General features: G+C 61.9%; 14 protein-coding genes. 9 read left to right on the plus strand and 5 right to left on the minus strand.

The features are described 5' to 3' along the window. Window position 1 precedes the first annotated feature (1 nt). From KBY70_RS06680 to KBY70_RS06690, 3 genes are read left to right on the plus strand one after another with little or no spacing between them, the layout of a single operon-like run. Window positions 2–571 carry a phycobiliprotein lyase gene (locus KBY70_RS06680; protein WP_254987898.1) on the plus strand — a complete coding sequence of 190 codons (570 nt, stop codon included), beginning with the start codon at window positions 2–4 and terminating at the stop codon, window positions 569–571. Window positions 572–597: 26 nt separating this feature from the next. Next, on the plus strand, window positions 598–1,305 hold the full coding sequence (locus KBY70_RS06685) for a 15,16-dihydrobiliverdin:ferredoxin oxidoreductase (protein ID WP_094560003.1): 708 nt from the start codon (window positions 598–600) through the stop codon (window positions 1,303–1,305). Then, window positions 1,302–2,090: a phycoerythrobilin:ferredoxin oxidoreductase gene (locus KBY70_RS06690; RefSeq protein ID WP_254987899.1), complete on the plus strand. Its 789-nt coding sequence runs from the start codon at window positions 1,302–1,304 to the stop codon at window positions 2,088–2,090. Before KBY70_RS06685 ends, KBY70_RS06690 begins: the two co-directional genes overlap by 4 nt. A gap of 11 nt (window positions 2,091–2,101) precedes the next feature. Here KBY70_RS06690 and hemH read toward each other — a convergent pair whose 3' ends face one another. After that, window positions 2,102–3,277: a ferrochelatase gene (hemH, locus tag KBY70_RS06695; RefSeq protein ID WP_094560108.1), complete on the minus strand. Its 1,176-nt coding sequence runs from the start codon at window positions 3,275–3,277 to the stop codon at window positions 2,102–2,104. A gap of 239 nt (window positions 3,278–3,516) precedes the next feature. Here hemH and KBY70_RS06700 point away from each other — a divergent pair, with 239 nt between their 5' ends. After that, window positions 3,517–4,347 carry a hypothetical protein gene (locus KBY70_RS06700; RefSeq protein WP_254987900.1) on the plus strand — a complete coding sequence of 277 codons (831 nt, stop codon included), beginning with the start codon at window positions 3,517–3,519 and terminating at the stop codon, window positions 4,345–4,347. On the opposite strand, the gene KBY70_RS06705 is transcribed toward KBY70_RS06700, so the two are convergent. Then, a complete protein-coding gene (locus KBY70_RS06705) occupies window positions 4,326–5,243 on the minus strand; it encodes an NAD-dependent epimerase/dehydratase family protein (RefSeq protein WP_143592861.1) in 918 nt (305 codons plus the stop codon). The genes KBY70_RS06700 and KBY70_RS06705 overlap by 22 nt on opposite strands. Window positions 5,244–5,375: 132 nt before the next feature. Here KBY70_RS06705 and KBY70_RS06710 point away from each other — a divergent pair, with 132 nt between their 5' ends. Further along, entirely contained in the window at window positions 5,376–5,618 is a 243-nt protein-coding gene (locus KBY70_RS06710) for a hypothetical protein (protein ID WP_254987901.1), read from the plus strand. 27 nt (window positions 5,619–5,645) lie between these two features. On the opposite strand, the gene KBY70_RS06715 is transcribed toward KBY70_RS06710, so the two are convergent. After that, complete coding sequence (locus tag KBY70_RS06715) at window positions 5,646–6,359, minus strand: heme oxygenase (biliverdin-producing) (protein ID WP_254987902.1); 714 nt, start codon at window positions 6,357–6,359, stop codon at window positions 5,646–5,648. A gap of 246 nt (window positions 6,360–6,605) precedes the next feature. Here KBY70_RS06715 and KBY70_RS06720 point away from each other — a divergent pair, with 246 nt between their 5' ends. The 3 genes from KBY70_RS06720 to KBY70_RS06730 are packed head-to-tail and all read left to right on the plus strand — an operon-like array spanning window position 6,606 to window position 8,562. Next, the gene (locus KBY70_RS06720; RefSeq protein ID WP_254987903.1) at window positions 6,606–7,433 is read left to right on the plus strand and encodes a HEAT repeat domain-containing protein; all 828 of its coding nucleotides are present in this window, start codon (window positions 6,606–6,608) and stop codon (window positions 7,431–7,433) included. Window positions 7,434–7,447: 14 nt separating this feature from the next. Further along, the gene (locus KBY70_RS06725) at window positions 7,448–8,074 is read left to right on the plus strand and encodes a HEAT repeat domain-containing protein (RefSeq protein ID WP_254987904.1); all 627 of its coding nucleotides are present in this window, start codon (window positions 7,448–7,450) and stop codon (window positions 8,072–8,074) included. After that, on the plus strand, window positions 8,071–8,562 hold the full coding sequence (locus KBY70_RS06730; RefSeq protein WP_094560009.1) for a low molecular weight protein-tyrosine-phosphatase: 492 nt from the start codon (window positions 8,071–8,073) through the stop codon (window positions 8,560–8,562). Before KBY70_RS06725 ends, KBY70_RS06730 begins: the two co-directional genes overlap by 4 nt. On the opposite strand, the gene KBY70_RS06735 is transcribed toward KBY70_RS06730, so the two are convergent. Both KBY70_RS06735 and KBY70_RS06740 read right to left on the minus strand, forming a co-directional pair. Next, a complete protein-coding gene (locus tag KBY70_RS06735) occupies window positions 8,559–10,145 on the minus strand; it encodes a bifunctional pantoate--beta-alanine ligase/(d)CMP kinase (protein WP_254987905.1) in 1,587 nt (528 codons plus the stop codon). The genes KBY70_RS06730 and KBY70_RS06735 overlap by 4 nt on opposite strands. A 48-nt stretch (window positions 10,146–10,193) precedes the next feature. Further along, window positions 10,194–10,745, minus strand: a complete 552-nt coding sequence (locus tag KBY70_RS06740) for a septal ring lytic transglycosylase RlpA family protein (protein WP_254987906.1) — start codon at window positions 10,743–10,745, stop codon at window positions 10,194–10,196. A gap of 436 nt (window positions 10,746–11,181) precedes the next feature. Here KBY70_RS06740 and purM point away from each other — a divergent pair, with 436 nt between their 5' ends. Then, complete coding sequence (gene purM, locus KBY70_RS06745) at window positions 11,182–12,222, plus strand: phosphoribosylformylglycinamidine cyclo-ligase (protein WP_254987959.1); 1,041 nt, start codon at window positions 11,182–11,184, stop codon at window positions 12,220–12,222. Window positions 12,223–12,441 lie beyond the last annotated feature (219 nt).

Here is a 12,441-nt window from a genome sequence, read left to right on the forward strand (position 1 = left end):
GATGGACCAGTTCTTGGCGGCCAGTCGAGGGTCCTGGCTGACGCGGCGGGCTGTACACCACCTCGACCACCAAGATGATGAATTCGGCGATTCCAATCTTGTGATCGAGCCCTTCTCCGCTGAGGATCCAGCCGTCACACAGATATGCCTAGCTCTCAATATCAACCCTCATTTAGCAGCAGGAGGGGCTCGTTTCTGGTGGGAAAGCAATCTAAAGCCCCTAGCCAGAGCAGAAGATCAAGCGGCAGTATTAATAGATATCCCTCTCGCAGGAGATCCCTCTCAGGGTTTCCTAGTCCGTGACAAGGGCTACGTGGAGAAGCAGCCCGTCCTCAGTCAATACACCTTTTCCACCGATGGCGTCATGACCGTTACCACGCGCTACGACAGCAATGTCGGCACGGAGCGCTGCTGGTTCGTCACGGATCAGGTGCGAATGCGGGTGAGCTCAGTGCAGTGTCTCGATGGTGTGTCGATGACCACCTACTGCACGGAGCTTCGTTGCCCCTCCGACGCAACTCTGCAGTCGCTTCGGGAAAGCGCCGATTCCATGGCCGCCGGTTTCCGTTAACCCACCCTGCTCCTGAGCGCTCCGAGATGTTTGACCCTTTTTTGCAAGAGCTCAATAGCAGGCTGGAAAGGTCTGGAGCGCAGCCCATTGCCCCACCCGATGGGCTAGCTGAATGTCGCTCCCCGAAGAGGCAGAGCGTGATCCAAAGCTGGCTCTGGCAGGTGCCTGGGTTCCGACGCTGGCGGGTGACCAGGATGGACGCGGGGGACAGCCTGCAAGTGTTGAATTCGGTGGCCTATCCCGAATACAACAACGATCAGCCCCTGATGGGAATCGATCTCCTTTGGTTCGGCACCCGCGGCAAGCTGGTCGCAGTGCTTGATTTTCAGCCACTACTGCAGGATCAAAATTATCTTGACACCTATTATCGAGGCCTAAAAGAACTTATTTCTCGCCACCCGGATCTTCACGGTGCTGAGGCCATGCGCTCATTTGATCCAAACCAATATTTCTCGCCATGGCTGCTGTTCTGCCGTGGAGGAGCTGAGGAGGCGCAGGAATCGTTGCCCAGAGCTTTCACTGCCTTTCTCGACTGCTACTGGCAGCTCAGCGCCGAAGCCGGCCAACGCACTTCCATTGTTACAGCAGAAAAGGTGAAAACCCTGCAGGAGGCATACGATGTCTATAGCGCCGAAAGAGATCCGGCTCACGGACTGTTTAGCAGCCACTTCGGCAAGGCTTGGTCGGATCGCTTTCTGCACGAGTTCCTCTTCCCATCTAGCCCGCAGCAATGACAGCACCGCAAAGCTGCAGCCTTGACCAGGTCAGAATCCCCGGTTGGCGTTGGCAGCCCTTTCTTGATCATGCAGTCAAAATGCTTCAGGCATTGGAGCCAACCGCCTACCCCGTGCCGGAGCAGTTTCTGCAAAAAACCGGATCCACCGGTTCGAAGGCACAGCCGGTAGTTGTGCAAACTGCAACCTGGGCCTGTCAAACCAACAAGCTTCGCCAGGTGAGGGCCGCTTGCGTGGAGGCGGGGCCAGCAGCGTCCGTGCTGAACCTAGTCATCAATCCCAACTGCCGCTTTGATCTGCCTTTCTTCGGAGCCGATTTGGTCACGCTGCCCTCAGGCCATCTGCTAGCCCTTGACCTGCAGCCGGTTGACCGCAGCGATTCCCTCCATACCCAACCTGTCTGGGATCGCTTGCTCCCAATTTTTAACAGCTGGAAACCTCACTTACCCGATGGCGGGCCCATTCCTGCTGAGGCAGAACCTTACTTTTCGCCTGCATTTCTCTGGACCCGTCTGCCTTTGGGCGTAGCCTCCGATGAGCTGATCAGCACCATCATATTTCAAGCCTTTGCTGAGTATTTAAAGCTTTATTTACAGCTCGTGGATGAAGCGCCCCCCGTAGCAGACGATCGCTCAGCGATCTTGCTCAATGGCCAAAGGCGCTACACCAGCTACCGGGCAGAGAAAGATCCAGCAAGGGGGATGCTCAGCCGCTTTCACGGTGCAGAGTGGACCGAGACATATATTCATGAGGTGTTGTTTGATCTGGACAGACACTATCCCTAGCAAAAAGGAGATCAAAGTAGGCCTATGGCATGAAGAGGCCCACTTCCACTGATCAGCTCCACTAGAAAAGCGGAGAATCCGACCATAGCTAAACGGCCATTCCACACTTCTGAGCTGTTGTTCCAGCCCCAAGCCCACTTGTCTTGGGGGTAGAGCTTCACAGTGCTGGGCAAAGCCGCCGCCTGGTCAAGATTCACTTCGGGTCCATCCAGGGCCTGCTGGACGAGTCGTGCAAGCCCCTGGATGAACGCAGGGTTGGTGTCAAGCGCCGGCACACGCCGAAAGTTGGTGATGCCCGATTCGAAAGCCAGCTTGCGATACTCGATGTCGATCTCTTCGAGGGTCTCGATGTGCTCGCTCACAAAACTGATCGGCACAACTACCAGATCCTTCACACCCTGCCGTCCTAGCTCCTCCAATGCCTCGTCGGTGTAGGGCTGGAGCCACTCCACAGGGCCCACCCGGCTCTGGTAAGCGAGGGTGAAAGAGTTGCTGTGGCCCAATGTGGCCTCCAACTTCTCAATGATCAACCGGGCGCAGGTTTCGATCTCCCCTTGGTAGGGATCGCCCGCTTCCTCCACGTAGCTTTTAGGAACACCGTGGGCACTGAAGAACACGTGGGCGGTATCTGGATCTGGGCAGGCCTGGATCTCGCGGGCGATCAGCCCGGCCATGGCGTCGATATAGCCCAGGTCATCGTGGTAGCTGCGGATGCATCGAATCGGCAACGCTGCGAAGACAGGATCAGCCTGACGAAGACGCTGAAGCTCCCTAAAACTGGAACCGCTGGTGCTAATCGAGAAATGGGGATAAAGAGGCAGCACCACCACCTCATCCACAGCGTCGGCTTTAATATCTGCCACCGCCGATTCGGTGAAGGGGTGCCAGTAGCGCATCGCCACGTAGCTGGTGGCCTCGATCCCAAGCAGACGCAGGGCACTCTGCAGCTCCCGCGCCTGCTGCTCAGTGATTCGCCGCAGTGGCGAGCCCCCGCCGATAGAGCGATAAGCCTCCTGCGACTTTCTCGCCCGCAGACTGCTGATCAGCCAAGCCAGAGGTTTCTGCAGAGCTGGGTTGGGTAGCCGGATGATCTCGGGGTCCGAGAACAGGTTGTAGAGAAAAGGGCCGACATCCTGGATGCGCTCCGGACCCCCGAGGTTTAGCAGGAGAACACCTACCTTGGACATGGCTTGGCGATCATGAGGCAGCACATCACCATAGGCCAACAAACGCTTGCAGCTGCACTCGCTCGATTGATTAAGAAATATTTAGGGTCGGCCTTGGCAGCGAAGTGGATTAAGGCACACCCCAGCCCCAAGGATCTTTAGCCAGCGGATAATGGCCTGAGAGCCCCATAAACTTTTCGCCTCGGACCTCTGATCACGAAACAACGATTCTGGAAAACCCGACTACCGAACTAAAGACAATGGAAGATTTAGACATCCACGCCAAAGCCGCAGCTGATCGCCAATGGAACCTCATGCGCGCCAGCTTTGATGGCGACTGGCAAGGAACAACCACCTGGTACGGCCGCAACAGCGACGGCATGAATATGAAGCAGGGCACCGTCAACCCGGAGGCCTCGCATTACGCCATCCGCTTCTCGGATGCGCATACGGGTGAATGGCATGGAACAGGCCTTCGATTCGCACCGGGTGGAGAACGCCGCTTCCCCCTATATCGGCACAACTACAACCTCAGCCACAACTGCTGGCATTTTCCGCAGACTGCAGGTCAGTCGAGCCTGCAAATGGCAGGCAGTTGCACGCGTGCTGGGCATGAAGTGAACTTCTTCAGCGGCCGCAGTCGTTCGATGCTGGTTGCGCTTTACCAGCAACAACCGGATGGAGAGATGCTGCTGGACTCAATCGCCGCCACACCCTTCCGCTGCCAACGCACTAGTCCTGACCCGGAACGCGCTCAGTTTCAATCGTTGGAGGCGGTATTCGAGACCGTCTTTGGCTGGCAAGGAGTGGAATCAGTGATCAGACCCGGATTCAGTTCTAGAATTGCGATTTCAAAACAGCGGTTGGCGCCATTCTGTAGCGAATGGTTTATTAAGAATGAAGCAAATGGGCTATTTGAAGATAATTTAATCTGCAGCCTTCCTGAGAGTTTGTCAAAGCAATCATTTGACCTCCACTTCGGCTGCGTACTAGATCGACAAAACTTTGTGCATCTGACAATGGAGTTCGATGCCAATTACAATCTACTGGCCTGGATAGAACGTCGCTTTCAGCCCACCATGCATGGATGAGAAAGGCTGAAGCCAAGCTGCTTAAGCTTCTCATTACTCACCCGCGCATTAAGGATTCGATCGCTGGTGTCTCTGGTCAACCACTTGGCCAGTGGCAGGCCAGCGCGCTCACACAACCGATCTGTGAGCTCCTGACCGTTGTACTGGGTGTCATTGACCAGGTTATATGTGTCATTCAGGCCTTGGTCAAAGGCGAATTTGATACCTCGAACGATGTCGTCGCGGTGAATCCAGCACGGCACATTCAAGCCATTACGCTGCACTAAGCTGCCAGCTGCACTAAGCAACATGCCCGGAATATCGCGTCCAGGCCCATATATGCCACCGAGGCGCAACACGCAGACCTTGATCGATTCGGTGCGGACCGACGCAATCATCTGCTCTGCCCTCACGAGCACGGAGTTCACTGGATGATTTGAATCAGTTGGATCGCTCTCACGTGTGAGCGCTCCCTGCCGGTTGCCATACACGCCACAGCTGCTCAGGTGAACAAGTTGCAGTGGCGAGCTGACAGGCCGACGGCTAAGCGTTTCGATCAGCCGTTGCAGGCCGCCAAGAAAGGTCTGCTCGTATTGGTTCAGCTCAACACTGGAACTCTTTGACGGAGCGAAGGACACCAAGATGCCGTCGAGATCTGCCGCGAAGTCCAGGCTGCTGGAGGGATCCGTTGAATCAAAAACCAACGGATTCTCGACTAGGTCAGCCAGCTCTGCCAAGCGTTCACGCCGGGTTGTGGTGCCCCAGAGTGCATGCCCTTCCTGCTTCCAGGATTTGGCAACCGCTTCGCCTACGTAGCCACAACCCAGGATTGCGCGACGCTCGCCCGAGGGCAGGATCGGGCGCTCTTGGAGAGACAGCAACTGATAAAGCGAGGCCAGATCAGGGGTAGAAGTCATCCCGCGAAGCCAAATCGTGAAGTTTTGCAACCCTAGGCCTGCCGGATGGGGGGTTGCGTTGTCATCGCTACGGATGACGCTCCCTGAGCCCTACTCGGTTCCTATGGCAACCTGAGCTGTCGCCGTAAGCCCATGCCCGTCTTTAGCGTTGAAGTGCCTGGGCTACCGCCACTTTCCGTCACTTGCGCCGGCTGCAGCGGAGATGCTTTGCAACTGGCACTGCGGGAGCAGGGACTGGACAACTTCCGTGTGGAGCGGCGCAGCAAGGATGGTCGCCAGTGGTGGTTTCAGGCCAACTTCAAGCCAGGCACCATCGACCCGGCCACCACTGGAGGCCTCACCCGGCTGGTGAGCGTTGATTTAATCGAGGACTGATGGGTCCGGTCCAACCGCCGCCAAGCCTCAGGCCGCCGCCACTTCCGTGCTGCCAGCGCGCTGACGGCGGGTGAGGAAGCCGAACAGCACCTTGCCGATGGCGGCGATCAGGTTGCCCTCCAGCTCCTGGAACATCGTCATGTTGAGGTGGAAGGCGTGGTTCGCCTCCTCGACAATGCGATCGGCCATGACCTGATCGATCGGCAGGGCATCCAGGGTGGCGCGGTAGTTGGTCTTGAAGGCCTTCTCGTCGGGGATCGCGTCGAATTCGTAGAAGCGCAGGCCGTCGTGTTCACCCAGGTTCATCGCCTTCTGGGCGATGTTCTTGAGGATCTGGCCACCGGAGAGATCACCGATGTAGCGGGTGTAGTGGTGGCCCACCAGCAGCTCCGGACACTCCCGCGCCACCTGGTGCAGGCGCTCGACGTACTGCTGAGCCCCGGGGGTGGGCTTGACTGCGCTGCGCCAATCCGGGCCGAAATAGAAGGCCAGATCCTGCTCAAGGCTCTCGCGACGGTTGAGCTCGACAAAAGCCACTGGACCCACCACGGGGTGGTCCTTGAGCTTGCCGAACTCCTCCTCCATCGCTGAATACACGAAATAGAGGTCGGCCACCAAGGTGCGGTAGCTGGCTTTGTCCACCACCCCCTTGAGGAAGCAGCTCACGAAGCCGGTGTTCTCCGCCATCGTGTGGGCTTTTTTGGTGCCTTCACGCAGTTGGGAGGCGAGCGCAACAGCCATAGGTGCCAGTCTGAGGAACAGGTCTATGGGCAGCAACTTAGAGGGGGCGCCCTGGATTGGTTTGCCCCTTTGCGAAGAGTTCACGACCTTAGTAATTGGCCCGCCATGAGCATTAGTACTGCGGCTAGCTCTCACTCATTCAGAGCCAGCCCTCAGCGGACCTGCCGGAATCATGCCCAAGCTGAATTTTGGAACCAGCCCTGGGCTGGCAACATCACTAGGTGTCCGCGTCACGCAACAGCACCCATGGCCGAAGCCGACGCCAGGCCCCCCCAAGCAGGCGAACCCATCAGTGAGCAGGAAGCCCTGCGCCGGCTCCGCCAGAGCGAAGACTCCTCCCAGCAGTACTACGGAGCCTGGTGGCTAGGCCGGATGCGCAGCCAGCACCCGGAGGCGGTGCCCCTGTTGCAACAAGCCCTACGCCAGCGCCGGCCCAGGGATAGCGGGGCCGGCGTTGAGGAGAACGCAGTAGCCCGCAATGCCGCCCGCGCCCTCGGCAAACTGGCTCCAGCAGCGCAAGCGGCCATCCCAGACCTACTCGACACCCTGCAGGATGCCGACGACAAATTGCGAGAAGCAGCAGCCCGGGCCCTAGGCGAACTCGCTGCGAGCGAGGCCATTGAGGCTCTCTGCCAGAGGCTAGCCAGCGGCCCCACCGTGGCCGGCGCCCAGCAGGCCAACAGCACCCGTCTAGTGGAACCCTGTGAAGCCCTCCTGAGAGCCCTGGGCGACATCGGTGTCAACGAGCCGCGGGTGCTGGCCGTGGTGAAACCCTTTCTTGCCCACGAGCGCCCCGTGATCCGCAGCGCTGCGGCGCGCACCCTGCTGCAATTGAGCGGTGAGGCGTGCTGGGGGGAACTGCTTGTGGACCTACTTGACCATCCCCAGCTGCCGGTGCGTCGTGCAGCCCTGATGGATCTAGGCACCGCCGGCTGGCGGCCCGGATTCAAAGCCATTGCCGCCACCCGGGCAGAGAACAGTCTGAAATTGATGGCCCTGCGGGGGCTGGTGGAACAGGGCAATGGCGACCCCGGCGACGAAGCCCTGCTGGCCTGCATGGACCTTTTGCTATGAGCCAGGTTTCACCGGTGGCAGCCCGAATTGCAGCCCTGCAACAGGCCGGCAGCGCCCTGGCCCTACTGCAAGCCACCCAGGAACTGGCCAGCTGCGCCGATGCCAGCGCAGCCCCAGTCCTGGTGGAGGTGTTGGGCTTCAACAACCCCGGCGCGGCAGTAGCCGCCGTGAACGGGCTGATCAGCCTGGGGACAGCAGCCGTGGAGGCCCTGTTGCAGCTCGACCCTGACAACTACGGAGCCCGGGCCTGGGCAGTGCGCGCCCTCGCCGGCATCGGCGATGTGCGCGGGCTAGAGCTGCTGCTAGATGCCCTCGGCAGCGATGTGGCCGCCAGTGTGCGCCGAGCCGCGGCCAAAGGTCTGGGCCAGCTGCAGCTGGGCGCCCTGGCTGAGGCAGAGCAGCACCAGGTGCGCCAGCGCTGCCTGGCGGCCCTGCTGGCCGCCACGGCCGATGGTGAATGGGTCGTGCGCTACGCGGTGGCCGTAGGACTGGAGTCCCTCGCCGAGGGGCTTTCCCCAGACGCCACAGAGTTGCAGCAGGCCCGCAATGGGTTGGTCACACTCAGCGAAGCAACCGAAGACACCCCCCCGGTGGTTCAGCGGCGCGCGAAGTTGGCACTGTCGCGCCTGGAGCCCCAATGAAGCGAGTGCTGTTCGTCTGCCTGGGGAACATCTGCCGCTCCCCCGCCGCTGAGGGGGTGTTCCTACACCAACTAACCCAGGCGGGAGCAGCAGACCGCTTCCTAGTGGATTCAGCCGGAACGGGGGGCTGGCATGTGGGCAAGGCCGCTGATCCACGCATGCGCGCAGCCGCCAGCCAGCGCGGAATAGCCCTCACCAGCCGGGCCCGCCAGCTGGAGCTCAGCGACCTGGACCGCTTTGATCACATCCTCACCATGGATGCCGCCAACCTTGCCCACGTGCAGGCCCTGGCACGGGAGGGCCGCTCCTGCGCTGCAGCGGGCGCTCACGGGCAGCAGGCCCGCATCGAGCCCCTGGTGGGCTACTGCAGCCGCTTTGACGCCCACGAGGTGCCCGACCCCTATTACGGCGGCGAAGAGGGGTTTGAGCAGGTGCTCGATCTGCTGGAGGATGCCTGCACTGGATTGCTGCAGGCCCTAGACCGCTAAGCCGCCGGCGTTGGCCAGGCCTCTTCCGGCACCCGCTCCCGGAAACGATCCACCAGGGCCTGGATCACCGCCTCGATGGCCAGGCTGTCGGTCACCAGCTCCACCGCATCGTCGGCCTGCCGCAGCGGGGCCACCTCCCGGCTGGAATCGAGCTGGTCGCGCTCGGCGATCTGGGCTTCGAGCTCGGCCAGGGGAGGCACCGCAAAGCCCCGCTGCTCCAGATCCAGGGCACGACGACGGGCTCGCTCGGCCACCGTGGCCGTCAGAAAGACCTTGAGTTCCGCATCGGGGAACACGGCCGTACCGATGTCCCGGCCCTCGGCCACCAGCCCCCCCTGGCGCCCCATCGCCTGCTGCTGGGCGGTGAGCGCCTGGCGCACGCAACCATGGGCTGCCACCACCGATACCTGAGCGGTGACCTCAGGGCTGCGAATGGCCGCGGTGACGTCGTGACCGTTGATGCTCACCTGCTGCTCGCCACCGGAACCGGAGCGCAGCTGCAGATTGAGATCCACCAGCAGCGGCTCCACCGCTGCCGCATCAGCCGGGTCGGCGCCCTGGTGCTGCACCCACCAGGTGAGGGCCCGGTACATCGCGCCGGTATCGAGGTAGATCAACCCCAGCCGCTTGGCGAAGGCCCGGGTGACGGTGCTCTTGCCCGCCCCCGCCGGACCATCAATGGCAACGATCGGCTGGCGAGACATCAGAAACACGTGATCGATCAGGCGGCTCGGGCCGCAGTGCACCGCCGCGGCCAGCAGAGCCATGCCCTGTACCTGCGGCAACGGCTCCAGGCTATGGGGAGCCACCAACTCCACATAATCCACCAGCAGCCCCGCCGCCTCCAACTGGCGAGACAAGCGGGCAGTCACCTCCCCGGCCTGACACTGCCCGGCCGCCACCTCGTCGGCGATAGCGGACAAGCTGGCGGGCAGGGCCGCAGCCTGCTGACGCTGGGGGGGGGAGAGGCGACGGTTGCGGGAGCTGCAGGCCAGCCCGTCGGCCTCCCGCACGGTGGCGCAGCCCTGAATCCGCAGCAGTAGGCCCAGATCCGCCACCACCCGGCGCAGGATCACCAGCTGCTGCCAGTCCTTCTCGCCAAGCCACAACCGGTCCGGTCGCACCAGGGTCAGCAGCCGCACCACCACGGTGGCCACCCCCTCGAAATGCTCCGGACGGCTGCGGCCACACAACACCTGGCGCAGGGCCAGGGGCGGGCTGATCCGGGTCAAGCCAGCCTCTCCCTGGGGATAAACCTCAGCCACGCTCGGCGCAAATAGGGCTGTGGCGCCGGCTGCAGCGGCCAACGCGATATCGGAGCTGAGGTCGCGCGGATAGGCGTCGAGATCTTCGCCAGAGCCGAACTGGAGCGGATTGACAAACACGCTCACCAGCACGGGGGAGATGGCACCACCGCAAGGCTCCGCCGCCCGCCGGATCAGCTGCTGGTGCCCCGCGTGCAGGGCCCCCATCGTGGGAACGAACTGCACCGATCCGGGCTGCTCATGCCGCCAGGCGCGCAAATCGTCTCGGGTGTGGAGCAACTGCACGGGCAGACAGCGGGCCGGCAACACAAAGCCCATCCGCCAGGTTGGCGGATGGGCTGGAGGAGAGCTGCCGAGCAGCTCAGATCACTGGAGCACTTCCAGTCGCACTGGAGCAAGTCCACTGGAGACCAGACCCACTTCCTGGGCAGCGCCATGGCCCAGGTCGATCACCCGATTGCCCACAAAAGGCCCTCGATCGTTGATGCGCACCACCGTGTTGCGCCCGTTGTTGAGGTTGGTGACCCGAACCCGGGTGCCGAAGGGCAAGGTGCGATGGGCCGCGGTGAGGGTGCCAGGGCGATAGGTTTCGCCGTTGGCGGTGCGGTTGCCAAAGAAGCCAGGGCCATACCAGCTGGCGGTGCCCTGGCTCACCTGCACCACCCGGGGTGCTGGCTTCGGGGCCGGAGCAATGGGAGTAGGGGGAGCCTGCTTGATCAGGGTCTCCGGAGGGACGGATTCGCTGTCGGCCTCACGAATGGCGACGTCATTGCTGGGTCCTTGGACCTCTGAGCTCGGCGTAGCCACGGCAACGGCATCGTTGGTGGTGGCTGCGCGGCTGGATTCGGCGATGGCGGGAACCAAGGCACTACCAGAGAGAAGCAGGGCAAGGGCCCCAAGGGAGAAAGTGCGACGCATAACAAACGAAACCCGCTGCAGGAGCAGCAATCACCAGCCGAAAGCGAAAGCTTCACGGCCAATCGGTGATTCGTCAGCGTTGGATTCGAACTCAAACTGAATGGAGTTGAGATGCGAATTCGCGTTCGGAGTTCCTATCGGGAATTGACAACGACGCAAAGTTAACGGCCGTCGCGGGCGGTTTCGGTCAAAAACGACACCCCAAGAACCGATCAGAATTTGTCATCAAATCCCCGAGCGCAGGCCCTGACAGGGCTGAGCCACCGTCAGCAAGCCACCCCGGCATCAGCGACCCAAATGACAGACATCAGCGCAGCTAATCGCCGCATGTACCAATCTGTCAATCGTCCATCAGCTGGGCGTGGTCGGTCGCCCGCTGACGGCGGACGGCTGGCGTTGGAGGATCAGGAGACAGCACCTGATGGACTTCGACGGGATGGACTACCGCACTGCCGGCGTGGACGTGGTCGCAGGCCGGGCGTTTGTGGATCGAATCCGCGCCAGCGTGGAAGCCACCCATCGCCCAGAAGTGGTGGGTGGTCTTGGCGGGTTCGGTGGCTTCTGCCGACTGCCGGCAGGCCTGCGGGAGCCCCTGCTGGTGGCGGGCACCGACGGGGTCGGCACCAAGCTCGAACTGGCCCAAGCCCACGGCCGTCACCACGACGTGGGCATCGACCTGGTGGCGATGTGCGTCAACGACGTGATCACCAGTGGGGCAGAACCCCTGTTCTTCCTCGACTACATCGCCACCGGCAAACTCAGCCCTGAGGCCATGGCCGAGGTGGTGCAAGGCATCGCTGAGGGCTGCCGGCAGAGCGGCTGCGCCCTCCTGGGCGGGGAAACCGCAGAGATGCCCGGCTTCTATGGTCCAGGCCGCTACGACCTGGCGGGCTTCTGCGTGGCCGTGGTGGAGGCCAGCGCAGTGATCGATGGCCGCGCCGTGGTTGCCGGCGACCGCATCGTGGCGGTGGCGAGCAGTGGTGTGCACAGCAATGGATTCAGCCTGGTGCGTCGGATCCTCGACACCCAGGCGGTGGACGAACGCACCCCGTTGCCAGGTAGCGATCAGCCCCTGATTCAAGCCCTGCTCACCCCCACCCGCCTCTACGGAGCCCTTGTGAAAGCCCTCCTGACCAACGGCCTGCCGATCCACGGCATGGCCCACATCACCGGGGGCGGCCTGCCGGAAAACCTGCCCCGCTGCCTCCCTGCTGGCGTGCATGGCGTGATCGACCCCAACAGCTGGCAGCGCCCCCCCCTGTTCAGCTGGCTGCAGGAGGCCGGCGAGGTGCCGGAGGCGGATCTCTGGAACACCTTCAATCTGGGGGTGGGCTTCTGCCTGGTGCTGCCTGCCTCCGCCGTATCCGAGGCCCTCGCCGTCTGCCAGCAAGCCGGCTACACCGCCTGGGAACTGGGTGAGGTGGCCAGCGGCAGTGCTGGCGCCCAACCCCTGGCGGGCTTGCCTTACGGAGATTGAGCGGCGCCCAAGCCGCTGCTGGCAAATTGCTTCACGTTGGAGGCCAAGGGCCGGCCAGGTCAACGCTGCTGCCTAGGGTACTGACCTCGAACCGTCACCATCCCTGATATGCAGGTTGGTGGCCGAGCAGAACGAAGACAAATCAGGAGAGGCGTCATGACGCAATCAGTAGGTTCACCACTTGGTTCACCGCTTGGTTCACCAGGTTCACCACAACGC

This window comes from Cyanobium sp. ATX 6E8 (genome assembly GCF_024346335.1).
GTDB lineage: Bacteria > Cyanobacteriota > Cyanobacteriia > PCC-6307 > Cyanobiaceae > Cyanobium_A.

Bases quoted from the DNA above. Each gene is read 5' to 3' on its own strand.
- KBY70_RS06680 (WP_254987898.1), top strand. From the start codon at position 2: ATGGACCAGTTCTTGGCGGCCAGTCGAGGGTCCTGGCTGACGCGGCGG.
- KBY70_RS06685 (WP_094560003.1), top strand. From the start codon at position 598: ATGTTTGACCCTTTTTTGCAAGAGCTCAATAGCAGGCTGGAAAGGTCT.
- KBY70_RS06690 (WP_254987899.1), top strand. From the start codon at position 1,302: ATGACAGCACCGCAAAGCTGCAGCCTTGACCAGGTCAGAATCCCCGGT.
- hemH (WP_094560108.1), bottom strand. From the start codon at position 3,277: ATGTCCAAGGTAGGTGTTCTCCTGCTAAACCTCGGGGGTCCGGAGCGC.
- KBY70_RS06700 (WP_254987900.1), top strand. From the start codon at position 3,517: ATGGAAGATTTAGACATCCACGCCAAAGCCGCAGCTGATCGCCAATGG.
- KBY70_RS06705 (WP_143592861.1), bottom strand. From the start codon at position 5,243: ATGACTTCTACCCCTGATCTGGCCTCGCTTTATCAGTTGCTGTCTCTC.
- KBY70_RS06710 (WP_254987901.1), top strand. From the start codon at position 5,376: ATGCCCGTCTTTAGCGTTGAAGTGCCTGGGCTACCGCCACTTTCCGTC.
- KBY70_RS06715 (WP_254987902.1), bottom strand. From the start codon at position 6,359: ATGGCTGTTGCGCTCGCCTCCCAACTGCGTGAAGGCACCAAAAAAGCC.
- KBY70_RS06720 (WP_254987903.1), top strand. From the start codon at position 6,606: ATGGCCGAAGCCGACGCCAGGCCCCCCCAAGCAGGCGAACCCATCAGT.
- KBY70_RS06730 (WP_094560009.1), top strand. From the start codon at position 8,071: ATGAAGCGAGTGCTGTTCGTCTGCCTGGGGAACATCTGCCGCTCCCCC.
- KBY70_RS06735 (WP_254987905.1), bottom strand. From the start codon at position 10,145: ATGGGCTTTGTGTTGCCGGCCCGCTGTCTGCCCGTGCAGTTGCTCCAC.
- KBY70_RS06740 (WP_254987906.1), bottom strand. From the start codon at position 10,745: ATGCGTCGCACTTTCTCCCTTGGGGCCCTTGCCCTGCTTCTCTCTGGT.
- purM (WP_254987959.1), top strand. From the start codon at position 11,182: ATGGACTACCGCACTGCCGGCGTGGACGTGGTCGCAGGCCGGGCGTTT.